17 protein-coding genes and 4 pseudogenes are annotated in these 24,277 nt (G+C 41.0%); 10 read left to right on the top strand and 11 right to left on the bottom strand.

Annotated features, from left to right (window positions below):
- Positions 1-49 precede the first annotated feature (49 nt).
- A complete protein-coding gene (locus H6G26_RS25435; protein WP_190732385.1) occupies positions 50-2,884 on the bottom strand; it encodes a DEAD/DEAH box helicase in 2,835 nt (944 codons plus the stop codon).
- A gap of 314 nt (positions 2,885-3,198) precedes the next feature.
- On the opposite strand from H6G26_RS25435, the gene H6G26_RS25440 reads away from it, so the two are divergent.
- The gene (locus H6G26_RS25440) at positions 3,199-3,444 is read left to right on the top strand and encodes a hypothetical protein (protein ID WP_190732387.1); all 246 of its coding nucleotides are present in this window, start codon (positions 3,199-3,201) and stop codon (positions 3,442-3,444) included.
- Positions 3,445-3,834: 390 nt separating this feature from the next.
- Here the strand turns inward: H6G26_RS25440 and H6G26_RS42810 are convergent.
- A pseudogene (locus tag H6G26_RS42810) lies at positions 3,835-4,122 on the bottom strand (hypothetical protein); the annotation flags it as partial.
- A 346-nt stretch (positions 4,123-4,468) separates the two neighbouring features.
- Here H6G26_RS42810 and H6G26_RS25450 point away from each other — a divergent pair.
- The 5 genes and pseudogenes from H6G26_RS25450 to H6G26_RS25475 form a co-directional block, all read left to right on the top strand.
- A pseudogene (locus H6G26_RS25450) lies at positions 4,469-4,966 on the top strand (ISKra4 family transposase); the annotation flags it as partial.
- Positions 4,967-5,338, top strand: coding sequence for a transposase (locus H6G26_RS25455; protein ID WP_190732389.1), 372 nt, complete (start codon positions 4,967-4,969; stop codon positions 5,336-5,338).
- 483 nt (positions 5,339-5,821) lie between these two features.
- Positions 5,822-6,106 (top strand): transposase DNA-binding-containing protein, encoded by a 285-nt coding sequence (locus H6G26_RS25465; protein ID WP_190732391.1) that lies wholly within the window; start codon positions 5,822-5,824, stop codon positions 6,104-6,106.
- 44 nt (positions 6,107-6,150) lie between these two features.
- On the top strand, positions 6,151-6,999 hold the full coding sequence (locus H6G26_RS25470) for an IS4 family transposase (RefSeq protein WP_190732393.1): 849 nt from the start codon (positions 6,151-6,153) through the stop codon (positions 6,997-6,999).
- An 82-nt stretch (positions 7,000-7,081) separates the two neighbouring features.
- Positions 7,082-7,480 carry a hypothetical protein gene (locus H6G26_RS25475; RefSeq protein WP_190732395.1) on the top strand — a complete coding sequence of 133 codons (399 nt, stop codon included), beginning with the start codon at positions 7,082-7,084 and terminating at the stop codon, positions 7,478-7,480.
- A gap of 62 nt (positions 7,481-7,542) precedes the next feature.
- Here H6G26_RS25475 and H6G26_RS25480 read toward each other — a convergent pair whose 3' ends face one another.
- The 4 genes from H6G26_RS25480 to H6G26_RS25495 all read right to left on the bottom strand — a co-directional run bounded on the left by H6G26_RS25480 (position 7,543) and on the right by H6G26_RS25495 (position 11,567).
- The gene (locus H6G26_RS25480) at positions 7,543-7,827 is read right to left on the bottom strand and encodes a hypothetical protein (RefSeq protein ID WP_242053865.1); all 285 of its coding nucleotides are present in this window, start codon (positions 7,825-7,827) and stop codon (positions 7,543-7,545) included.
- A 9-nt stretch (positions 7,828-7,836) separates the two neighbouring features.
- Entirely contained in the window at positions 7,837-7,971 is a 135-nt protein-coding gene (locus H6G26_RS43880) for a hypothetical protein (protein WP_277883918.1), read from the bottom strand.
- A 321-nt stretch (positions 7,972-8,292) separates the two neighbouring features.
- A complete protein-coding gene (locus tag H6G26_RS25490; protein ID WP_347242504.1) occupies positions 8,293-10,149 on the bottom strand; it encodes a protein kinase in 1,857 nt (618 codons plus the stop codon).
- Complete coding sequence (locus H6G26_RS25495) at positions 10,146-11,567, bottom strand: NB-ARC domain-containing protein (protein ID WP_190732397.1); 1,422 nt, start codon at positions 11,565-11,567, stop codon at positions 10,146-10,148. The genes H6G26_RS25490 and H6G26_RS25495 overlap by 4 nt, the downstream gene beginning before the upstream one ends.
- An 885-nt stretch (positions 11,568-12,452) precedes the next feature.
- Between H6G26_RS25495 and H6G26_RS25500 the strand changes: the two genes are divergently transcribed.
- Genes H6G26_RS25500 through H6G26_RS25510 form a run of 3 tightly spaced genes read left to right on the top strand, consistent with a single transcriptional unit; the run spans position 12,453 to position 16,315 of the window.
- On the top strand, positions 12,453-12,632 hold the full coding sequence (locus H6G26_RS25500) for a hypothetical protein (protein WP_190732399.1): 180 nt from the start codon (positions 12,453-12,455) through the stop codon (positions 12,630-12,632).
- The gene (locus tag H6G26_RS25505; RefSeq protein ID WP_347242505.1) at positions 12,629-13,186 is read left to right on the top strand and encodes a hypothetical protein; all 558 of its coding nucleotides are present in this window, start codon (positions 12,629-12,631) and stop codon (positions 13,184-13,186) included. Before H6G26_RS25500 ends, H6G26_RS25505 begins: the two co-directional genes overlap by 4 nt.
- A gap of 9 nt (positions 13,187-13,195) precedes the next feature.
- Positions 13,196-16,315: a plasmid replication protein, CyRepA1 family gene (locus H6G26_RS25510; RefSeq protein WP_347242506.1), complete on the top strand. Its 3,120-nt coding sequence runs from the start codon at positions 13,196-13,198 to the stop codon at positions 16,313-16,315.
- A 110-nt stretch (positions 16,316-16,425) separates the two neighbouring features.
- Here the strand turns inward: H6G26_RS25510 and H6G26_RS25515 are convergent, their stop codons facing one another.
- Positions 16,426-17,355 carry a tyrosine-type recombinase/integrase gene (locus tag H6G26_RS25515; protein ID WP_190732401.1) on the bottom strand — a complete coding sequence of 310 codons (930 nt, stop codon included), beginning with the start codon at positions 17,353-17,355 and terminating at the stop codon, positions 16,426-16,428.
- A 631-nt stretch (positions 17,356-17,986) separates the two neighbouring features.
- Positions 17,987-20,130: pseudogene (locus tag H6G26_RS25520) on the bottom strand (AAA family ATPase).
- A gap of 114 nt (positions 20,131-20,244) precedes the next feature.
- On the opposite strand from H6G26_RS25520, the gene H6G26_RS25525 reads away from it, so the two are divergent.
- Positions 20,245-21,555, top strand: coding sequence for a transposase (locus H6G26_RS25525; protein ID WP_242053866.1), 1,311 nt, complete (start codon positions 20,245-20,247; stop codon positions 21,553-21,555).
- A 432-nt stretch (positions 21,556-21,987) separates the two neighbouring features.
- Here H6G26_RS25525 and H6G26_RS25530 read toward each other — a convergent pair whose 3' ends face one another.
- The 3 genes and pseudogenes from H6G26_RS25530 to H6G26_RS25540 all read right to left on the bottom strand — a co-directional run.
- Positions 21,988-22,545, bottom strand: coding sequence for a WGR domain-containing protein (locus H6G26_RS25530; protein ID WP_190732405.1), 558 nt, complete (start codon positions 22,543-22,545; stop codon positions 21,988-21,990).
- Between the two features lie 64 nt (positions 22,546-22,609).
- Positions 22,610-22,963: a hypothetical protein gene (locus H6G26_RS25535; protein ID WP_190732407.1), complete on the bottom strand. Its 354-nt coding sequence runs from the start codon at positions 22,961-22,963 to the stop codon at positions 22,610-22,612.
- Between the two features lie 128 nt (positions 22,964-23,091).
- Positions 23,092-24,095, bottom strand: a pseudogene (locus H6G26_RS25540) (AAA family ATPase); the annotation flags it as partial.
- Positions 24,096-24,277: the final 182 nt, after the last annotated feature.

Below are 24,277 nucleotides of genomic sequence, written 5' to 3' on the forward strand. Positions count from 1 at the left end.
ACAAGATAGCCCTGACGGGGTTTCACAAGAATCTTAGCGCCATTCGGTTTTAAGTCTTTTGGTTCACTTGGCTAATTGCATCTAACAAAAACAAACCCACATCTTTATGCAATGGTTCATTATGCTGTGGACAAGCCGTTGAATGTAGGCATCTTGGACAACCAGCTTCACAATCACATTCGGCTGCTAAAGCATAAGATGCAGCAGCAAATTTTGTGAAGTCGGAGAAAATAGCTTCTGCTGCCCCATTCCCACCTTCACAGGTGTCAAAAAAGTAACCAATGTTCCTGCTTTCTTTTTGTATGGCCAATTCATCTACATCCAAACTGGAGGATAAAACTACCAGAGGTACAGCTTTAACTATCTGGTGTTGGATACTATGCAGTGTCGTCATTTCAGCACTGCTACTCCATAATGATTGATAAAGTTCTGGAATCTCACCTCCATTGGCGGTCATAATTTCTTGTTTATATTTATTGACAGTTATTTGTAGCACTTTCTGTAACGGCTCATTTAACTCTACTAGTACGCAAGGCGCTTGGTATTTTGTGATGTATGCCTCTGAAAACGCTATTTCTTTTTGAAGTTTTGTCACTTCTGCTGCATTCAGCGCCTGCTTACACAATGAACAACTTTTTCCTTCAAGTGGTTTTTTATAATTAGCGCAACGTTGGTTTTTGCAAGTCATTCCGTAGGTACGCTTCATCAATCTATAACCAATAACAGAATTCGTAATTTCTCCCCAGACAAGAGTTAAACGTAACCGTGCATCTTTAATATTAGTAGGGATGATTTTAGATTCTGCCAAGGTAGAAAGTGGTTGAATATCTAATTCCGACTCCGCTTCCGTAAATAAATCTGTAACTTTTCTAGGAAAAGTTAGTATTGCTTCTCCTTTGTCTGAATTTAGGCTTTCGCTACGGTATGCTATTAATTGCCCACTTTCATCTTGCACCATATATATGGCTTCGGGAAATACTTCTCGATGGGCTAACGGCAGCGACATACTTTCTAAAATTTCGCCCGTATGCTTGTTAATTAGAGAAATTGACTTTTGAGTGCTGCTTCTAATATTAATATCCCTGTGAGGATAGCCTCTTCCCCAAAGCTTACCATTGCCACTTAAGAAAATTTTGTTTTGTTGTAAAAGAGAATCTGCAACTGCACCAGATGCTTTACCAAAACGAGTATTGAGTTCTCTTAAAGTTAAACTACTTTCAATGCAACCACATTCTAAATGTTTACCTAAAATTGTTGGGTAGTCAGGGTTAAATGCAGCAGATTCGACTTCTCCTGATAGTAACTTTTCGCTATGCCGAGCGTAGTATACATCAATCGGGTTTTGTCCCAATGGCAGATAAATCACTAGTCCGTGCTGTTTGCGTCCGGCTCGACCAACTCGTTGCCAAAATGACATTAGGCTACCTGGAAATCCCCGTATTAGACAGCAATCTAGTTCAGGTAAATCAATCCCTGCTTCTAGGGAAGAAGTTGCAATAATTACTTTGATTTGTCCACCTTGCAATTTTTGAATAATCTCGCTACGGCGATCGCCCGTTAAGGAACTGTAGAAAACTGCTACCTTGCTGGTTAAATAACCTAATCCAATGCGTTGTGTTTCTCGTTGGATTAACCCAAGCAAACCTTTGACAGCTGCACGAGAATTACAAAAGACAATCCCACTCAGGTTATGCTGCAACCAGGAAATCACTATTTTAGTAGCTTCAACATTAGCTGTATTGTTTGGAGCAAGAGATAATAAGGTACGTCCTTGATGAGGAGCGCCACTATCCTCAATCAGGTGTAATCTTTGGGGTTGATGGGTTCTACCGCTAAATCGCAATGCCATATCTTGAGGATTTCCGATCGTGGCACTAGAACAAATAAATTGCAGTCTTTGGGAATTACCACCAACCGCATCAACTGCTAGCCTTAGCCGTCGCATGAGATTGGCAAAGTGTGCCCCAAAAGCACCAATATAAGTGTGGCTTTCATCAATTACACAGTAGCGCAACTGTCTTAAAAACTGTCGCCACCCAACTCCCTCATCCCGACGACGCACATTATAAAGATAGTAATGCAATAGGTCAGGGCTGACTGCCAAGATGTTTGGAGGATTGGGGATAAAAAAACGCTGCCGCTCAGTAGTTGGCGTATCTCCCGTCATCAGTGCGAGTTTGAGGCGATTGTTGGGCATTGCTTTAACAAGCGACTGCAATTTTCGCATTTGGTCAAGAGCTAATGCTTTAAGCGGGAAAATATACAGTACTGTTGTTTGCGGTTGCTTAATACATGATTCCAGAATAGCCAAGTTGTAGCACAGAGTCTTTCCGCTTGCTGTAGGCGTAGTGATACTCAAGTCAAACCCAGCACGTAACTTTGTTAGAGCTTCTAATTGGTGAGAATAAATCCGGGTGATACCGTTATTCTGTAACGCTAAACGTAAAGCAGGTGGTAAATCGCCCGGTAGGGGGTGAATTATTCCTTGGTTAGCATTTTTGATATCTATTGCCCTAATGCTTGCAATCAGTTCTTGCGCTACAGACTGAAATACTACCTGGGGGATTTGTTGAATCTGCTCTACAATTGTTGTGACTGCGGCGTTGTTCTCTTCAAGAAATGTTGTCGAGGAAACTAAATTAGCATTACTCAATTTTATTGACCCCAAAGCGATCGCTTCTTCCCAATCCCCAAATTGAGTTGGCTTAACCTCTTCAACAAACTTAACAATCAACCGTCTCCCTAATACTGCCATTACCTCCCCAACTCCATATTCCGGCGAGTAAACGTATTTACCTGCACTCAGCCATTCGGGGGGTTCTGGAATGGTTTGGTTGGCAGCACGAATAATTGCGGCGTAATCGGTTGGTTTGTTATCAGTCACAAATTTATGTTTCTGCTAGCAGTAAATTATTTGTTACTGACTGCCAGTATAGGACTTAATGGCAAGCACCAAATGCCACCCGTCCAGACGGTGGCTCCCAGAGCAGGATAACCAGAATTTTGAACAGCATCAGAAGCAATAAATCAGGATTTATTATCTCTTATGTCAGGATTTGTTAATTTATTCCGGGTGATTGAGCTATTTACCCCCAATTTTGTAAATATAGATACAGAAATTATTTATTTTACTCTTTCTGGTCTAGTTGAAGAGAGTAATGCTTGCAAGTTTTAATAGATTACAGACACAGAAAGCCTATGTCCCATCAAACAGTTTCGGTTAATTCGACCGCCCCGACTCTGGCAAACCAGATCACTTCAGGTTGGAACTCCGTCTGCCACATCACGTACAACCGAGATACCTGGGTAAAGTTGCTCCAACCACCCAGTAACTATGCCTTTGAGGAAGCCAAGTTGCTCTGCCAGGAATCACCAGTGACCTGGGTTGCCTGGGTGCCAGATTACGGTGAAGTGGTACTTGATCGGAGTGATTTCTATTGCTAATTAAAAGCACGGTTGATATACCCACCAGCTATTTCGCTAATGTTTTATTTGCCAGGTTAACAATGCAAGGTCAAGGTCTGGCTGGTATTGCAAATTGTCTCTCGTCGTGACATCCAGGTTTGTGACATAGGGTCGCAGGCAGGGCGGCCGCATCATGTCAACAAGACTAGTCTATTCTCAATAGAACTTGTACTTTTATCATTAATCTCCTCTTATTGCGAAAATATTTAGCGATCGCTTTGAGTCTCTAAAAGTAAATTAAGCAGTAAATGCTGATTTTATCGTTGATGTTCAACTTTGGTTTTGATCAAGAGTAATTTAGATGCGGCCGCCCTGGGGTCGCAGGTTGTTGCATTCTGAGCAAGTGCTGCCTCTAGTATTTAGCGTGAATTAACCACCAAAAATTGAACTTGAATTTTGAGAATTGAGTGCAGCTTGGCTAATAACCTCTAACAAGAACAAACCTACATCCTTGAGCAGTGGTTCATTTTGCTGAGGACAAGCAGTTGAATATAAGCATCGTGGACAACCCATGTCACAACGACATTCACTAGGTAAAGCATAAGCTGCGCCTGCAAACTTGGGAAAATCTGTGAAAATGGCTTCTACTGCACCATTACCCTCATCACAAATATCGAAGAAGTAACCGATATTCCTAGTTTCCTTCTGCACAATTACTTCATCTACATCGAAGCTTCAAGATAAAACTACTAATGGTACAGTCTTGATTATTTGGTGTTAAACACTATGCAATGCAGTTACATCACCGCCGCTACTCCACAATGGTTGATAATGTTCGGGTATTTCAGGCTTTCAGGCATTGGCTTCTCCCAAAGTGACACAACAGGGTTATGAGATGACCAAGCTCTTTTGTAACAATTGTCTGTGGGGGAGCGATCACTGTTGGTTTTCCTCTCTACGAGACGCCAAAGGCGAACGCTTGAATTTGGTAGGCTGGGCAATCGCTTGCGTCTCTAAGAGTTGCCTGCCTTCGGCATCGCTTGTAGTTGATAGGGGCGATTAAGATCAATCATTAGTTGATTATGTTAATAGTCAACGTCTGGTTAACCCGTTAGTTTGTTTGGGAGATGGTCATGATGGCGTGTGGAATCTGGTCAAAGAGTTTGGTCAACTTGAGAATTTTCAGCGTTGGGAAATATTAGATTGGTATCATCTCAAGGAAAATCTTTATAAAGTTGGTGGTTCTCTAAAGCGGCTCAAAGCTGCTGAAACTTTTTTATGGCATGGTCAAGTAGAAAAAGCTAAAGCTTTATTTGAACATTGTCGGGGCAAACAAGCTAAGAACTTCATTGCCTATCTTGAAAAACATTGCTCCCGCATTGTCAACTACAGCTATTACCAAGCTGAACGACTTTGTTCTATTGGTTCTGGCGCGGTTGAGTCTGCGATTAAACAGATTGGCGCTAGGATTAAAATTTCTGGCGCACAGTTGAATGTTGAGAGTGTCAACCAAATTCTTTCTGTTCGTTGTGCTTATCTCAATGGTTTGCTTGCTATTTGAGTGTTTCTGCCAAAAGTGGATGCTCCCCGCCCATATCCTTTATTAGAGGATATTAGAGAACCGTTACCACCTGAATCAGAGCAACCTCTTCGTTATGACTACGAGTATAAACGCAATGGGAGTGTCAATTTATTTGCAATTTTTGAACCTCATAAAGGTTGGCGGCATATTGAGGTTACACAACAGAGAACGAAAAAAGATTTTGCTTTACAAATGAAGAATTTAGTAGATATTCATTGTCCACAAGCCGAGTCAATTCGTCTGGTAGTTGATAACCTCAACACACATAATCCAGCTGCTTTGTACAAATTCTTTCCACCGTCGATAAGCACGTCGAATTGTCCAAAAACTAGAATTTCACTACACGCCTAAGCATGGGAGTTGGCTAAATCAAGTTGAGATTGAGTTATCCGTTTTAGCACGTCAATGCTTAGAAAGACGAATTGCTGACGTTCAAACACTATCTCAAGAAATCGCTTCTTGGCAGAGCGATCGCAATTCCAGTAAAGCAAGTGTAAATTGGCGCTTTAAAATTACGGATGCACGCAAAAAAATGGGACGGTTATATCCGGATGTCTCACCTAGCAAAGTTGACTTGCCAGACTACTAGGCATCTGCTGAACTTCTGTGCAAAGCCAATCTGATCCAACTATCAACATTGGAGAATAGTAAATGAATACTGAGCGATTAGCGCGAAGCGCATTGCCGAAACCGCCTCGTCGGTTGCCCTGACTTTTCACGGGATGTGGAAAAGGGAATTGGTTCGCGATAAACTATCGCGAACCAATTTTTGAACTTAAGATGATTTGCGTCCTCTAATGTAAGGTGCTTGTAGTGTAGTATTTTGGGGTGCAAATGAAACTATTAGAAGCGAACCCGTACCGCAATTGTGATTTTGGTGACAAACGTCTGACCAACAGAGCAGTGTTAATTGCGGAGGCTTTAAAAGTAAAATATGGTGAGCCTCTATCACAAATATTTCAAAGCGCTAGTGACCTAAAACGTGGTTACGAATTCTTTTGTAACCCCAAAACAACTTTTGAGAAATTGACCCAACCATCTTTTAAGCAGACTTCTCTAGAAATTTATGGCATACCAATAGTATTAGACTTGTTGGGTAATAAGCTCAAAAATCCTTGAAATCTGCTTGTGGCAAGCTTTTTATTGATTTCTGACCAAAATTATTGAAACCCAGACTCCCTAAGCCTTTCAGCGATTTTAGTCACTATTTCTCGACAACTCTATTAGCTGTAGGTGATACAACTTATCTTGATTATAAAAAAATCTTAGAAAAAAGAGATGATTATGGGCCTCACAATCGTTGTTTATCGGGAGAAAGCTCTTATTTATGGGAGTATGTAACATCCCAAAAAGTGCAGTTTATCAAAGAGGTTTTTTTACCTGAAACTAAAAAGCGAAAAGAAAGAACTGCCACCTTGGAGGTCAGGTATTGTCCAATATCAATAAATCCTCCTTCTCGGTTAAAAAAGTCAGGCAATTTTAACGTTTACGCGCTCTTTGCAACAGAGATTAATGTGCCAGATGGATGTGAGCCAATTACGTGGATGCTATTGACAAGCGAGTTAGTAACAACACAGGCAGAAGCATCTCAAATTCTTCGATGGTATACGTATCGCTGGCGGATAGAAGAGTATCACAAAATACTAAAATCTGGTTGTAAAGCGGAAAGTTACCGCTTGGCAGGGGAGAGTATGTCAACAATGTTAGGTTTTTTAACAGTGATTGCGGCACAATTACTGCGAATGACTTATTTACACCGGAATTCCCCGCACAGTTCAGCCGAATTGGTGTTAACAAAAATACAAATGGACGTGCTACTTGCTAGTACTCCACCCAAACAAAAAAAGCAGATACAGCTTACAGTTGACTGGGCAATTAGAGCAATTGCACGTCTCGGAGGTTACTTAGAACACAGGAAGAATAGCCCCATTGGGATACAAGTTTTGTGGCGAGGTTGGTTGGAATTAGAAACCTTGTGCCAAGGTTGGTTGTTGCATGAAAATCTAAAATGAATATGTTGATTTTAGTTACTCGCCTTTATTAGAGAGGAATATGGTTCGCGACTGTTTGTCGCGAATCGCGTTAGTTGATTTTATGCCGAAAGACCGAAAAACTATAGCCCAAGAGGATTTGCAATCGCGTATAGACAAAGTTATCGACATGTTGGAGCGTCTTGAACTTGAAGTCGCTGCCATACACAATTCAATGCCTGTTGCGCCACCACGTTGTAGAATAGCTCGTTACAGAGCATTGGGGCGTAAAGAATTTTATTGGTACTATAAACTACATGCTACAACACCAATATTTCCGACTCAGAGCGATGGCAAGCTTTCCAAGTACAAGCATTTAGGTAAGGCTGGTAGTCAAGCTTACATAGATGCCATTGAACAAATTACTGCAAGGACTAAAATTGAAGCTTTAGATCGTTCAATTGAGGCTCTCAGACAGGGTTTAAAAGATTTAGTCGAAGAAACTTCCAAATATAATAAATAATCGGAAGTGGTTCGCGATAATCCATCGCGAACCACTCTTTCTTTTCCACATCCCGTGAAAAGTCAGGCAGTAATCTTGTCACGCAACAGGGAGAGTGCTTCTGTCCAAGGCAATGGTTTGAGCAGTACGCTCTTAGAGTAGAGGTAATCACAGCCCTCATCACCATAAATGCACTCTAAGCGCAAAACAGGCATTGTTTTACCCAACATCCTGATTTGGTTTTGCTGCCATTGCAGTTCTTGACAATGTTGGTAAAGTTCGTTTGCTTCTTGCTTTGTGAGAAAGCCGAGATAATAACTGACAGGTAAAACTGTTGTAGATTCATCAAAAAGTGTCATTTGTTTCATATATACTCCTTAAGCGGCGATCGCCCGAACAATTTCTTCTGCCCGTTCTTGTGAAATAGCCTGTTCTGGATTCTTGTAAAACCCAATAATTTCTGGTTTGGGACGTACAATAATGCGTTGTGTAGTCGCGCGTTTGTCCCACACAAAGCACGAGATGGTAACGTTATCGGTAGCCCAACGAGTACCCCGTTTGTCTTTGCGAAAGCAGAAGCGTACGCGTAACAGCTTAACAGCTTACCGCTACTGATTCAGTCCGACTTCCTGCGCTACTAATATCTGATAAAAGTAGTATTGATGGTAATATCGATACAAGCGCTGCAACTTGAAACTTGGAAACTTTTTTCTTCCTACGGTTGAGTAAAAACTGCATTAAAAGTTTTTATGTATTTACTTGCCTTTTATTAGCATACATAAGTTTGATAACTAAACAAATAGCTAGAGTCTATAACTTTCCCACAATGCACTCTATGGAGAGATTTTTGAGTTCTTAGTGAGGCGGTCTAGTAATTCCTGTCTCCACTTGAAAACGTCTTGCTGAGTAGTCCTAGCAAGCATACAGATTTCCCATGAAAGTCTGGCATCCTCAATTTTACCTAGAGCTTCTTGCACCTGAGCCAGCAAGCAGACAGCATCTATTCTCTTGCTGTCTAAATCACTTGCTTTTTGTAAATATTTCTCTGCCTCGTTATACTGATTTTGCATGAACTTTGCCCAACCCAAATTTTTATATAAAGCAGCTTGTAGTTTTGGGTCTTCAGCCAAGTGCAATCCTTCAAGCGCTAATGCACTAGCCTGGGTATAGTCTTTTTTAAGATTTCTGAGGCGCGATAAATCATTGAGCGCAGGCACTGCTTTTTTATTAATTTTAATTGCTATTTTATATTGTTCTTGAGCTAAATCCTCTTTTCCTTCTCCATCATAAAAACTTCCTAACCTATAATATCCCTCCCAATCATTAGGCTTTAATTTCAAAATCTGCTGATAATTATTTAAGGCACAAGCAACTTCTCCAAGCTGCCAACAAACTACAGCTAAACTATTATAAGCATTTATGTCTTTTTCATTATATTTAAGGGCTAACTCATAATATTTCTTCGCTAGTTTTAAGTCGTTAAAATGACGAGCAGCTTGCTCTAAGTAAAACTGAGAAACAGAAAGTTTAAGTTCAGAATTATATGCTATAGCTTGATTAAAATAGTTTTGTGCAGTTTGCGAATCATTTGCTAATTCTGACTTTTTGCCTTGTAGTACTAAATTGTTAGCCATTACTGGTAAAAATACTTTGAAACTTCCGAAAAGCCCTAAAGCAATTAATGTAACTAATAAACCAAATAAAAAATTCTTAGACTTGATTAATCTATTGACTTTACTTTGCAGAGGAAGGCTTTTTAACCTCTGCAAAATTACTTGAGTATTTTGTGGGCGTTGCCCTGGGAAGGGAGCCATTAAATCATCAATAAAATCAGCCAGAGATTTGTCGATATGAGGTGCTTTATTCCTCCAAAGTAGTCTCCCTGTTTTTTCGTCGCTTTTAATTTGAATTAAAGGAATACCAGTAACTAAGTTAACAAAAGTTCTGCCTAATGCGTAAAAGTCTGACTGTGGTACAGCTTGCCCATTAATTTGCTCTAAAGGGGAGAAACAAGCTGTCCGAACGATAGTTATGTCATGCCCACTACCTAATCCTGTACTGGTTCCTCCACTAGTGCTAACTTTCGCTAAGTAAGTTTTAGTAATTTCTCTTGCTCCACCGAAGTCGATAAGTGCTATTTCTCCAGTAGGCTGATAGATAATATTTTCTGGTTTAATATCTCTATGAAAAAAACCGGAACGATGAACTAAATCAAGAATCTCAACTAATTGTAAAAACCAATCAAGTGCAATTTTTTGAGAAACTCGCCCATAAGATTTTACCCATTGAGCTAAATTATCTCCTTCAAATTTTTGTATAACTAAACAATGTAATTGTAAAATACTATCATTCAAAGTTACAGTAAAATAATCTTCTCTGCTAGACTTAGGTATTCCAGGATGCTTAATAAGTTGTAATATAAATGCTTCCCTCCGAATCAATTCAACTAATTTAGAATCACTCCATTTTAATATTTTCATCACTCTGATTTGAGGCTTTGAATGTAAATTTATACCAGCATCCTCAACCTCAAAAACATCTGTGTAGTTAAATTGATTTTCTAAAGAACTCAACGGACGCAGCAAACGAATACGTTGGTTTATAAACAAAGGATTACCGCAAGCTAAACAATTTTCAACATCATCAGGATTACGGCGTTGGGTACAAAGGTGATTTATACAGTAGCTCACAAGGGAACTTCTTTTATTTTCGTTTGAACTGGCATTTTATGTACTAAACCAAATGGATCGACTAAGATATATTTCTTAATTACTGGTTGCAAGCTATAACTAACCTCTTTACTAAAGGATTTTCTATAAGCTTCAACTAAAGAACGTTGTTCTAAAATTTCTATAGATGTTATTACTTCGGAAATTGATAATTCTAAGCCTAATTCCTTTTTCAATCCATTAATTAGGTTAGAAAAAGGAACTCTATCTGAATTATCCGACATCGTTTTTGCTAAATAAATCATTATTTGTCTTTGAAGATTGCTTAGAAGTCTTGACTGTGCAAATTGCTGATTTAACATAGCTTGAAGGCGCTCTCCTGTTAGAGTGGTTTGATATTCAAAAAACTTTTTAACGCTTCCACCAAAAAAATTATGAATTTTACTAATTACTGCCTCTAATTCTGATGGATCGCCACGATAAAAACTAATTAACTGTTTACATTCTTCACCACCTAAGCCTTTGTTATGTAACATTTGCATTGCTGCACTTTCTTCTAATCCTTCCAATCGTAAAGATTCAATATTAAAAGTTGTAGTTACATATACCATTTCTTTTAAAGGTACTTGGCTTGTAACAATAATACAACTTCTATGTTGTTCTTCTGCCAATTTTATGAATAATTTTTCATAGTTTAATTTATTCTCAAAATTATCTGTTTGTAATAACCTTTCAAAACCATCTAGAACTATTAAACATTTATGAGAATTAAGGTAATTTGATAACAAGGAAATTTTAGTTTGGAAATCTTCATTATTAATTTTAAAATTTAAAATTTTAATAACTTCAGAAAGTAACTCATCAAGCGAGCAACCAGAATTTACTTTATACCAAACTACATATTCATAAATGTCAGGGGTTTCTAAAAGAATTTCTTCTAATAATTTTCTTGTTAGAAAGGTTTTTCCAATTCCTCCAACCCCAGTTATAGCTAGACAACGTTGCTTTAAAACATTAACTTCATTTTTTAACTTTTTAATCTCTTCTTCTCTACCATAGAAATATTTTAACTTAGGCAACTCTCCGTAAATTCTAGTCTTACCCACTAATTCATTATTATCAAGTTTCGCTACCTCTAAATCGGCATAATACCTTTTTGTTAGTTTAACTAAAATATTTTTCAAATATATTTTTTTTACTTGTATACCATTACCAATAACTTCTGAAAGTAATAACCATAATTGCCGAGCTACTCCAGTACGCAAATAATGCATATTATACCCACTATCCCGCGCTATCTCTTCATAATCTTTGCCCTCCCAAGTCCCCTTAATTAAAACTTTTTCAGATTCTAAAAAGTACCTTCCAGTATGCTGATACACTTGCTCTTCTAAAATCTCCAGTATTCTCTCGATATCTAAACTTTTATCTGGGTTCATACTACTTACAAGTTCTTGCTGTAAAATTACTACAACTTATACTTATTCTATGCTTACCTAAACAAACCTATCTTTGTGTTATATTTCTTAACATACAGGATTGAGCAAATTGCTTGCTCATCATAGTAATATTAAGACGCTACCCCGGTAAGTAGCATTACTGTATCTCAGAGTATATTGCCACAATTAGTTTTGAGTTACAGATGCAAATGGCTAAAGATTCCAGAAAACAACTCTTCCAATGGGTTACTGTAATCAATGGTTAACTTGGTTAGTGCGGGAGATAAGTTTGTACTGAAGGGGCAAATCGTCCAATTCTTTAGGATTAATGTTAATGCTTACATCGCTTGCGATCTAAGCAGAAGCCCTTCCCTAATTAGGTAGACATATCTCTTATAAAGTGTGAGGAATCTTTAGATCATCCAAAAAACATCACTAATATGGAAAACTTAAAAGCAAAAAACACAACAATACCTGTATTTAACGCACAAAGCGCCACTAAGGAGTAGCGCTTTATGCGTGCTTTAAATTTCATATCGATTTAGAGCGGGGTTGATCTCGAAGGAACAAAATAAGTTGTCGTTGAAGTTTGGCGACCGATGCGACTACTAAATTTGTCCGAGAGTATAATCCGCGCTGCCAGATCCATTATAGGATCTGCCGCTTAGAAAGTCCATTCCTTGCGGTGGGTTTTTGCTGTCGAAATTCATCAATTTTAGGTAAAGTTAAATTTGATTAAGAAATATCCCGAATTTTGTAGCTAAAAGCAGTAGTAGCGCGAATAACAGTTACCAGTTAGTCAGTGGGAGTAGAGTCCAAGATTAGATAACTGATAACTGATTCAACCCCCTCTGAACTTGTAAACCGAGTTATCAGGGGAAAATCATGACAAACAGAGAACGCCCTAAGAGCGCTCTAGAAGAGCGTATGGGGTCGAGTGCAACTTTCGCACGGCGGCAATTTTGTGCTGTGGCGAAGGGGAATTTTCGGAATATCCAACCTAGAGCAAGAGTTTCGCAGCTTGAAAGAGTTCTCTCCAAGGAATTCCGAGGGGAGAACCGATGAACGCAGCAACAACTGAATACCCAAACAATCTCACGGTTGCCCAATACCATGAGCTAACAGTTGGTAGTGCGATTCATCCGGCGCTGATTAAACATAACTTCTTCCATATAGAAGGAGAATCAGTTTATGACTACCTGTTCATCTCTGATAAAATCCCACGCAAGAATGCAGGTAGAGTCACGGATGGATACATCAAAATGTATCAGCATTTATTACTGGGAGGGACATGGATTCAGTCCCTTGACCCCTTCAAGAACTGGCAACCGATGGAGTGGGGAAGGATTAAACCCAACTTCCCGCGCTTTGATTGGGAAAAAGGTAAGCCAATAAAGTACGAGTCGCCACCCAAAACCGCCAACCGCGTTACCTATTTCGATGTTCCCAACTATATTTTGAACCTTGTTGCACGGCGCTATAACGTTGCCGATATTGCACAAGTGCTTTTTGCAAAACGTGGAAAAAAGCTGCATGTTAGAAGTCGAAAGAACGGAATTCGCAATGGCGTTCTGTTGCCTTGGCTCTTGCAACTAGGACAAACTACGGCAACGCAATAGCAGCAAATCGTGCTGTTAAGTTCTCTTTTAGCACTGTGCATAAAAGGCATACTCAATCCCCTAATATTCTGTTCCGGGGTAAAGCAGCAGAAAGAATTGAACATCGACTTTCAGCAGAAAGATTTACAAATCACCTTCTGGGAGTGGGTAAAGCAATATCCAGAGATTCCGATTATCTTATGCGAGGGCGAAAAAAAAGCCGCTTGCTTGCTCTCTTTGGGGTTTGTGGCGATCGCACTCCCTGGAATTTGGAACGGGCGCGTGGGCAAACAGGATTTTGATGAACGGTTGCATCCTGACTTAGTACCAATGGCTCAGGCGGGCCGCAAGTTCATAATTCTTTTTGACTACGAAACAAAAGCTAAAACCAGGTGGTCGGTTTTTCAAGCTACTGTTCGCACTGCAAAAGCAATTGAGGCAGTAGGTTGTGAATGTGAAGTTGCATCACTCCCAGGCCCAGAGAAAGGTGTTGATGATTTCGTGGTAGCCAGGGGTGAAGATGCCAATGTTTTACTAACTGCTTTAGTAGACGATGCCAAATCGCTTAAAGACTACCAGCGCTCCTATCGAGCTAAGAAATGGGGACTCTCTAAGTACCAGGCGGATGTCACAGTCAATGTTAAATATTTGACCCAAGCACTCTGCATTCCCAATTTGGAGGAAAAATGTTCATCCGCTCCGCCACTTTACGAGCTTGGACTTGAAAAATTATTCAGTCCAAATCTGATAGCTACGGACCGCAATTTGGATAAAGGGGAAAGAGAAAATGTTGAATTAATTGATTCTGACCCTAAACCCAGTACCCAAAATCCCAAAAAATCTTTCCATTTTCCACAAATTGGGCTAGTAATTTTGTGGAGCGATATGGGTACGGGGAAAACCGAGTTAATGCGCTGGTGGCGTGACCAAAATCCTAACGCCAGATTTCTCAACAATGGACATCGGGTTAACTTGTTGAAAAATCTTGCCGAACGCTTGCAGACAGCGATGTATTCAGACTTGGGTTATGCTGGTTTAGCTCAAGCCCAAGCCCTTAGTATTACCATTGACAGCTTGCACAAACTCAATACGCAGGCGCTAATTTACGGCTGCATATTTATTGATGAAGCCTGCCAATACCTCACCCACCTACTACACAGTAATACTTGCAAACAACACCGTGCAGCAATCTTGGAAGTACTGGAATATATAGTATACAACGCGCCACTAGTCGTCCTTGCCGACGCACACATGGATGATTTGACAGTGGACTTCTTTCTTGCAATGCGGCCACTCGGGGAAATTCCTTACATCGTCAAAAACGAGTGGCGCAATGGAGGACGCACAATTTATTGGTACGAAGGCAGTAATTCAAGCGCCCTAGTTGCCCAAATCTCGGCGGCACTGATGCAAGGTCTGAAAATTATGGTAGCCAGCGACTCTAAGCGTTTCATCAAGAAACTCGACAAGTCTTTTGCTATCAAGTGCGAAGAATCTAACTCCGAAAAATCCCATACACCACAAAAATGGCGGATTTGGTCTATTCATTCAGACAATTCTGGCAGTGATGAGAATGTCGCTTTCATCAAAGATATCACCAACGCAGTCAAAAACTTTGATGCCTTGTTCACTTCTCCCAGCCTGGGGACTGGTGTCGATATTTCTGAGTATCATTTTGATTTAGTGTTCGGTGTCTTTCACGGCGTAAGTCAGACAGCTACTGAGTGCGCCCAGCAACTGTACCGCTATCGCCCGAAAGTCCCCTTTCATATTTGGGTGGCCCCGCGCCCTCCCTTCGGCTACCAAGATACAAACGCATCCAAAATCAAAGAACGCCTCCTGCAAACCAACGAGGTAACAGCTTTTCTGTTGCGGATCGACCGAAAAACAGGCTTAAGGGGAGCCGAGAAAGATTGGGCGCTTGAGGCTTACTGCCAAATTCTCGGCAACCGCCACTATTCTCTGAATAATCTCCGCGATGATTTGCGATCGCTCCTCACCGAGATGGGCAATACCTTTATATGCATGGGCAGTGACGATGATGACCAATCTCTTGAACGCATGAAAAATGCGGCGGCTGCTTTGGACACTGCCCATTATTCGGCTGTTGCCAAGGCTAACAATATTACAGCCAGTGAGTACCGTGCCCGTCAAAGCAAAGATTACCTTGACCCTAGCGAAATTTTTGAATGTGAAAAGTTTCGTATCTTTGATTCTTACGGCATTGAAGTAACCGAATCACTCGTAGAAATGGATAAAGGTGGTCGATTAATAGGAGCCTTAGCTGGACTTGAGGCCATTTTAGCAAAGCCCGATGAATCAATTGTTGACCCGAAAACTGGGCGAAGTTATCCTACGCCACCAACAATTGTCGCTCAAAAAGACCGCACTGAACGCGACAATTTACCTTTGTGCATCGACTGGGGTAATTACTCGGCGCGGTGGTTAGCACGGTTTAACCTGGGGCTGCATCAAATTCTCACTTCTTTAGTCAGGGGTGATGAAGTTACCGCCGACGATGCCGCTTTACTGAAGATGACAGCGATCGCCATTAATTGTGCTGCTCACGTCAAAGCAATTCTTGGCTTTTCTATTCCCCTAGACTGTAAACCTATTTGGTTGCTGGCCACAATAGTAGAGCAGTTGGGGTTAAAATTAACCTTCCGCAAACAGGGCAAGCGGGGTCAACAGGTGAAACTTTTCTCTTTATCTAAAAAGGAATTGGAATTTGCTCAAGAGGTAATTGCTCATCGCGTGGAAAAGCGTAATCAAAAAGAAAATCGAACCTATTATGCTGCTCAAACCCCTGCTGCGTATAGTGTAAACCCCAATCAGCAGCCCGTATCCACACCCCCCCCGAATGCTATAGGTAACTCCCATTGCCAAGGGGAGGATACTACCGAATTTGAGTCGCCCCAAACTGATCGCATTACGCTACTCCACTGCGTAGAAATACTTCGCTCTGGTAGTAAGCAGGGGGTTGACGCGATTAAAGGCATCCTTAAGCGATGGGTTGAGGATTTGCGCTGGGAGACGGTGCTGGAACTTGAAGCGATCGCGGCAAATGAACTGCGGCGAGTGGAGTCAGCAGTACCCGAATTTTATCAATGGCTCTCGGAAGAGGTGTTGCCTATGGAGGGGGCTAGCTAGATAAAAAATTTCATTAACATTTAAAAGCTGTTTCTTGTTTCATTTCCAGTAGCAATTGATATCACTGGTTCCAATTTCTGCTGAATTTTCACAAGTCATGTGCGTAAATCTCAAATATCCATCAAGTTCATAGCACTGCTGTCATTAGGTCTAGCCTTGAGATAGCGATCGGTGATGGCTAAATTGGCATGACCCAAAGTTTCTTTCACCAGCACTGGATTAGTCCCGCGCTCAATCGCGTGAGAACCGTGGGCATGACGTAACCAGTGTGCCGAAACCAGTTCGCTTAATCCCGCCTCAAGGGAGATCGCTTTGACAATCGGGTGCAAGTTTTGACGGTCTAAATGTCCCCCCTTTTGACTTGGAAACACTGCTTGATTGGAGTGAGCATTATCTTTGAACTCCATTAATTCCGACCAAAGCTTTTGCTTGATGAGAATTGTCCGATTTTTACTGCCCTTGGCTTTTCGCACGTACACTTGACCACTCTCACCACGGGGTGTCAAATCTCCCCAAGTCAGATCACAGATTTCACTTGCCCGTAACCCTGCCTGATACAGGAGTTTGATAATTAACAAATTTCTTTTGGCTGTGTACTGGCGCTTAGGAGTTTTAGCATCAGCTAAATGCTTAGAAGCTGCCCGTACCAACAATTTAATATCAGCTTCATCAAGATAGCGTTCGTTGATTACATCTGGTAATTCACCCAGTTTTAGTGCCATACCCACATTAAAAGGGAGATATCCAATTTTATGAGCGAAACTAATCAAGCTTTTGGCACAAGCTATGTATATCCGCTTTGTGCTTTCGGCATTGCCCCCAAAAGAACTAGCGTATTCTACCAAGTCTTCATAAGTCACTTTTTTGAGCGGCTTGTCCATAAAATCCAGAAATCGCCTAGTGTATCGCTGGTAAGCCCGAATAGAAGACGACGCTTTTCCCTCCAACCACAGCGCAATCAACTTCGCCTCCGCCTGCGCTACTGGCAAGGAAGCGATCGCCTTTCTATGGGCTGTTATGTGGACTAGAGAGAGCGTCATTTTTATTACTCCCTTAATAATCAGACACAAGCGTAGTTTCGTCTGGTTTTATAGTGTCTGATTTTTATTGTCCTTTAAAATGGGCGTTTCAACTCACCCTCAAGCGACTGAAAATTTCTCGATTTTTGCGTATAGTACACCTCTAATACTGAGGAGCGTGACAAACACAATACTGTTATGCAATTGTTCAACAGGGTATTTATTTTGAAAAACCTAAAAGTAGGTGAAAAAAATAAACTATAAATGACTTTATAGTTAATAAATGATATAACAGGTCAAAGATCATCCTCCAAAGAATGCACTACACAAATATTACAGATGTAGGCTTTGCTTAAAGAAAGCGGGCAAAGGTGCTTATTTTAAAGAACTTGTACAAAATTCTCCCCTACTTATGTTGCTTCGGTGCCAAATGACAGCTTATCGGAATAGCCCGCTCTTTAATCGCTATCACGCCATAAAACTATAGAGTCATTTTTAATTTATTTTTTGAGAGTGGTTTGATTGCACGGCAGGGAAAGAGGTCAGTTCCCTCTGCCTCTTCATTGTGGGCGAAAGGACAGCTAGCTGCCGGATTTCTCACTCTTGATTGAGAGCAACAACCGCTCGGGTGAAATTGTCAAGTTGAACATTTCTAAATTGCAATCGTCGGGTGCAAAAAAGCGCTTTCCAACCGCTGCTGTAATCGCGTATATCGCAGTTGGTCGTCACTAGAACGCAAAGCCTTGGATATCGCTTTCTTGGAACCAACGACAATCGCTAACTGCTTGGCACAAGTTAATGCTGTGTACAACTGTTTACGAGACAACATCATATAAGGCTGCGTATAGATTGGCAGAATCACTACCGGATATTCTGACCCCTGGCTTTGATGAATGGTGAGGCTCCAGGCGAGGGCAATTTGATTTAAGTCTGCTCTCGTCCTAATGACAGTATGCTTACCATACTGTACAGTAACTTCCATCTCTTCAAGATCAATGGCCTTGATAATTCCGAAGTCGCCATTAAAAATTTCGTGATTATAATCATTAGTCAGTTGAATGATCCGATCGCCTTCTCGTAATAAATTCCCGCCCCTGGTAATCTCTACTTTGTCGGGACTGGGCGGATTAATCAACTGCTGCAATACGGTATTGAGGTTACGAGTCCCAAGCAAACCCCGCGACATGGGGCAAAGCACTTGCACATCAGTAGCTCGATTGTAACCCAGGCGGGGAATCAAGTCTGTAATGATTTCGGATATTGCTTTAACACCATGTTTGGGGTGATGACCGCCGCCGTGCCACAGACACTTAGACACGGGATTATCGGAAATCGGTTCAATTGTGGGAAACTGGCTTCGGTTAATTTGGTGAGCAGCGGTGATAATTGCGCTCTGTTGGGCTTGCCTAAATACCTTGGTCAACCGCACCACCGGAACGTGACCAGAATTAATCAAGTCAGCAAGGATTTGACCGGGACCGACAGAGGGTAACTGGTCAATGTCACCTACTAGCAGTAGTTGGGAACCGTATTGTATCGCCTTTACCAAAGAAGATGCCAGAAACAAATCAAGCATACTAGCTTCTAGCGCGACAATTGCGGTATGGGGTAAAGGGTTTTGATTATCGCGTTTGAAGCCCATTGTCTTTGGGTCAAATTCCAACAAGCAGTGTATCGTCTTGGCTTCGAGTTGTGTGATTTCACTCAGGCGTTGAGCAGCGCGTCCAGTTGGCGCAGCTAAGGCGATAGATTTGCCCATTGCTTTCCACAGAGTATGATCTGGGTGGTGAAAGTTTTACCGCAACCGGGGCCACCAGTAAGAATCATTACCCTTGAATATGCAGCCATTTCTACCGCTAGCCGTTGCTGTGGTGAAAGTTTGATTTTACGACTCTTGGTGAAGCGCTCAATCCAGGCGCGAACACGAGGCATATCTTGTGCAACTGGTTGGCAAAATCTAGATTGTATTAATTGAGCAAGGTTCTGTTCGGTGTGAAAGTACGTTGGTAGATAACATAGCAGCGTTTGGTCTGAGCTTTTCTCGCGGATTAAGTCATCCTTTCGTGCCATGTCTTTGATAATATCAGTGAGGGCATCTTCTTCGGGTGTGTGATCTGCTGTAGTCAGGAGTTTGATAACATTCTCAATGAGTTTTGGCTGGGGTAAATAGCAATGCCCATCGGCAGCAGCTTCGTTCAAAACATGAATTAAACCAGCACGGTAACGGAACTGACTATCAGGCGCAACTCCTAAATTAAAGGCAATTTTATCAGTTCTCAGAAAACCAATACCGTAGATGTCAGCAGCTAACTGGTAGGGATTGCTGGTGAGAGTAGCGAGTGCTTCATCCTTGTACTGCCTGTAAATTTCGACTGCATAAGTAGTAGAAACGCCATGACTGTGGAGAAATAGCATTAAATAGATGTAAGAGATGTAAGAAAATAAAATAAAAATAAGTTGATAGCTAAATAAAGATATTTTTAATTGAAGCAGAGACTTCATATTTGGGTTATGCCATCGGCGACGACGACCCGGACGCGAACAATCCCACAAACTATCGAGTTTGCCCCAGTACCAGCGATGAATTGTGTCGCGTACAGTCTGTGGATGCCATTTTAAGTATTGTGCGATCTTTAGCACTGTCCATCCAGCGGCTGATAAGCGTAGTACAGTGGCACGACTTTGAGTTCTTGGTGGTATACCTTTTGCTTGAGTGAGTGCTAGTAGGGCTTGATCTTCAGCCCTTTCAACGCGAACAAATGAACTACTAAGGCAAAGGCTAAAACCCGTTCCCAATATAGGTTATCAATGATGAATTCAAGGTATCCTTGGCAATATCAGTACCAGGGGGAAGAGAAAATGCTGTCCTCTATCTTTGAGCAATTTGTAAAAGAAAGTCCAGTAAGCGTGATGGCACAAGCATTAATGTCACATATATTTGCACCTGAGCGGATGGATGGGTTATTTAGAAGACATGCTCAGGTGCAGTACCAACAAGATTTGCTATTTTCTAGCCTTGTAGATTTGATGAGCTTGGTGGTATGTGGAATCCAGAAATCAGTTCATGCAGCGTACAAAGCGAGGGCAAAGAATTTAAGTGTAAGTACAACAGCCTTGTACAACAAGCTTTGTGGTGTTGAGTTGAGCGTAAGCCAAGCCTTAGTAAGAGAAACAGCACAAGACTTAGTTGAATTAGTGAAATTAGTCGGTGGAGAACAAGCAAGTATATTGCCAGGGTATTGCATGAAAGTAGTGGATGGAACTTGTTTGAAAGGAACAGATCACAGACTAAAAGCAATCCGAAATCTAGCGGCATCCGCACTACCGGGGAAAGCGATAGTAGTACTCGACCCGTTGTCAAAAATAGTCACAGATATTTTTCTCATTGAAGACGGTCATGCACAAGAACGTTCCGAGTTTGACTCAGTATTAAAGAAAGTATTGCCACAAGATTTATGGTGTGGAGACAGGAATTTTTGTACATTAAAGTTTTTATTTAAAATTCAAGAGAAGAAAGCATTCTTTGTAATCAGACAACATAAGGGGATGGGATTTAAAGAGCTAGAGGAATTAAAACCATTAGGCTCAACAGAAACAGGAGAATTATTTGAGCAAAAGGTAGAAATAAATTACGATGGGAAAGCTTTAACATTAAGACGGGTTTTAGTAAAGCTATTTGTCCCAACGCGAGATAAAGAATGGGAAATAGCAATTTTCAGCAATTTACCAGGCGCTGTACCAGCAGGGAAAATAGCCGAAATATATCGTAATCGTTGGACTCTAGAAAGCCTATTTCAAACAGTAACTAAAAATTTCAACGGTGAAATTCAAACTATAGCTTATCCAAAAGCAGCTTTATTTTCATTTTCTTTTGTCTTAGCTGCGTACAATATACTCGCAACATTAAGAGCGGCTCTAGGGGGTGTACATGGAGTTGGAAAAATTGAAGTTGGTTTATCTGATTTTTATTTAGTTGATGAGATTCAAGGCACATATAGAGGAATGATGATTGCAATTCCGGCTTCGGAGTGGGAGATATTCAAAACTGTTTCAATAGTCAGAATCGCACAACTTTTACGACAATTTGCAACGGGTGTTAATCTTAAACAGTTTGTCAAAGCAACTAGAGGAGCAAAAAAGCCGAAATTACCAGTAATATATGATAGTAAACAGGGACATATTTCAACTAAGCGACTTTTAGAACAGTACAATCATTCATAAAAAATCAGTTAATCACCACCACATAACTGATTAAATATACTGACTTACCTAATGTAAAAAAATGGTGTAGTCAGAGAAATTTTATTATTTATTTTTTGTGAAAAACCATGATTTTAGCTTCTTAAATCTCTTAATCTATGATTGCATTACTGAACTTTAAGAAATTAATGTATGAATTTATCTAATTCAATAGTTTGAACAGTTGTAATTGCTAAAAAATACCTTTTTTCTAGCAATTTATAACTTGAATTATCAAAAAGAGGATATAGTTCATTTGTTCGCGTTGAAAGGGCTGGGTCTTAAACCCTTGTTCCCTTCGGTCACTCTCTGTGGGTACGAGTTAGAATTCCCTTCTGCCTTCTGCCTCCTGCCCTCTGCCTTCCTTAATAAAAATTACCACAAAACTATTAAACAAGCTTTGTGGTAATTAATTTACAAATGTCGCCAGAAGTTCTTACTGATAGTCTTGAGACTGACTACCTTGGGTTCTGCTGCTTCAGGGACATGACCAACAGCTACCGCAGCAACTTGTGGTGCAGGTGTCGCTAACAGAGAATTGAGTAATTCTTGCTGATAGTCAATATCTGCTACTGTGCGGTAAACTCTGTAAGGATCTATCTGCATTCCTAATGGTGTTGGGACAATTTTCAGATACTCGTTAAGGGCAAGTATGTAGCTATCACTAAAGTTTCTGTTTGCAACAGCCAGGCGTATAGCATTTAATAGTTGTATCGCTCGTCTAATATCTGAAATACTGCCATCGCCATCCATTTGTGGCTGACTTTCTCTGTAGCCCTTAGATTTTTTTTCGGCTACCAGATTGTGAAATTTAAAGACAGCCTGTTGATGGCTCAAGAGAGAATGTACTTTCTTCTGGGAATTGTAACCCACTCGTCCCCATTCAACAGTCAAACTACTGCCTTCAACTTTCGCACTCCAGAATTTGTTACTGTTGTTAACAGCGTCGACAAAAACAAGATATGTTTCCATAGTTTTCATGCTGTAATTAGTGAACAGATGAATATCTAAAAATTAGATATTCATCTGTAATTAGTTATTGAATCGTCAATAATCGGGCATTACCCCAACGTAATTGATATTGCAAAGCTTCTAAAATTGTTTCAGCATCGTCAACAGTTAGTCCATTTAGCTCAGAACAGAGATTTATTAACACTTCTGGAATACCATCACACAGGAATCTCTCAAAGTCTCCATCTTTCAAAGCTTCTGTAACCAAATAGTTATCAGGAGTACATATTCGTTGCATAAAAACATATTGCGACAAAGTTGTACGTAGCAAGAGTTTGGTTTTTCTGTCCAGTTGTTCTAAATATGCACCATGTTTTTCAACTAACTGGTCGATTTTTTCGGTTTGACCGTAATAAGTTACCAAGTCTGTATTTGCCATTTTATTTTCCTTGAAATTAGAAATATCATTGTCAATCCAAGCCAATTCACTCTCTTTTTGGCGTAGCAATTGTCTCTTTTAAGCAATGCGATTTCTCTTGAACACAACAGGAGAAATCGCGGACTTTATCAATTCATGTTGCGAAACTTGGCAGTACGCAAAGACGCTTGTTTCGCCCCGATGACAGGACTAGAGGCAGCCCTCGCAGTCTTAGACCAAGCTCGCATTCGCTCCACTGCCTGAGCATCAGTAACGGCAAGCGGGGTAATGGAATGGCTGCAATTCTCTAAATCTCCCAGCGTTACCTGCTGCGGTCGTCCCTCATCAAACGCCAGTAGTGCCGCTTCTGCTGCTAGGGTTTCCAGTTCGGCTCCTGAAAACTTCGCGGTGTTTGCAGCGATCGCCTCCAAATACTCGGACTCCACTACAATGCCAAATCGCTCCAGGTGAATTTTCAGGATTTGAGGATTTGTGTAAAAATAACCTGAACAATTTTTGTGCGAAAGCTAGATTTAGCAAGCTATTCCAAATAAATTTTGTACAACTTATTTTTACATGATGCCTGACAGCGCTCCGGTTCCGTTGGTAGATCGACGAAAAAATTTTCATCAAAGTGTCCCTTCCTCTTGAGTTCACTTGGTAGTGCTGACGGATCGTTACACGTTGCTACAACGAACACCCCCGCCGTACACTCACTCATGAACGTGAGCAAATTCCCCAGAATGCGCTGGGAAACTCCAGAGGTGTCACCAATCCCCGAAAGTGCTTTTTCTATCTCATCAACCCATAATACGCATGGGGCAATAGCTTCAGCCGTTTTAAGTGCGCGGCGGACATTGCCCTCGGACTCGCCAACGAGTGAGCCTAAAAGGGACGCAATGTCTAGTTGTAGGAGTGGTAAATTCAGTATAGTTGCGATGTTCTTAGCAAGTAAACTTTTACCAACTCCGGGAGGCCCCGCCAACAATACACCTTTGGGTTGCGGCAGATGTAGCTCACGCGCCTCTTGTGTGAACAGCCGCCGCCGCCGAGTCAGCCATTCGCGCAGTAGATCCAAACCGCCGAATGTGATTGTTGCAGGTTTACCCAATTCGATACCCATTTGAGCAAGTAGCCGAGTTTTGTACTCGACGGCTTTGGGGATGAAATCAGCGCCGACAACGACACCATCATTAGACCTCTTGCAGAATTGATTTTGTGTTATGATGATTGGTTTTCTTAATCTGAATGGGGTGAGATAACTAAAAAGATTGATGCCTGGGGTATTTATAGCGATAGTTGTAATCGCGGAACGTCTGACAGAAAAAACATCAC

Origin of the sequence: Nostoc sp. FACHB-888, assembly GCF_014696655.1 — a bacterium.
In the GTDB taxonomy this organism is placed as follows: domain Bacteria; phylum Cyanobacteriota; class Cyanobacteriia; order Cyanobacteriales; family Nostocaceae; genus Nostoc.

Excerpts from the sequence above, each read along its gene's own strand:
- H6G26_RS25505 (WP_347242505.1), top strand. The coding sequence starts at position 12,629 with ATGAACGCAGCAACAACTGAATACCCAAACAATCTCACGGTTGCCCAA.
- H6G26_RS25500 (WP_190732399.1), top strand. The coding sequence starts at position 12,453 with ATGACAAACAGAGAACGCCCTAAGAGCGCTCTAGAAGAGCGTATGGGG.
- H6G26_RS25535 (WP_190732407.1), bottom strand. The coding sequence starts at position 22,963 with ATGGCAAATACAGACTTGGTAACTTATTACGGTCAAACCGAAAAAATC.
- H6G26_RS25465 (WP_190732391.1), top strand. The coding sequence starts at position 5,822 with ATGAAACTATTAGAAGCGAACCCGTACCGCAATTGTGATTTTGGTGAC.
- H6G26_RS25530 (WP_190732405.1), bottom strand. The coding sequence starts at position 22,545 with ATGGAAACATATCTTGTTTTTGTCGACGCTGTTAACAACAGTAACAAA.
- H6G26_RS25495 (WP_190732397.1), bottom strand. The coding sequence starts at position 11,567 with ATGAACCCAGATAAAAGTTTAGATATCGAGAGAATACTGGAGATTTTA.
- H6G26_RS25475 (WP_190732395.1), top strand. The coding sequence starts at position 7,082 with ATGCCGAAAGACCGAAAAACTATAGCCCAAGAGGATTTGCAATCGCGT.
- H6G26_RS25480 (WP_242053865.1), bottom strand. The coding sequence starts at position 7,827 with ATGAAACAAATGACACTTTTTGATGAATCTACAACAGTTTTACCTGTC.
- H6G26_RS25440 (WP_190732387.1), top strand. The coding sequence starts at position 3,199 with ATGTCCCATCAAACAGTTTCGGTTAATTCGACCGCCCCGACTCTGGCA.
- H6G26_RS25525 (WP_242053866.1), top strand. The coding sequence starts at position 20,245 with ATGGCACAAGCATTAATGTCACATATATTTGCACCTGAGCGGATGGAT.
- H6G26_RS25515 (WP_190732401.1), bottom strand. The coding sequence starts at position 17,355 with ATGACGCTCTCTCTAGTCCACATAACAGCCCATAGAAAGGCGATCGCT.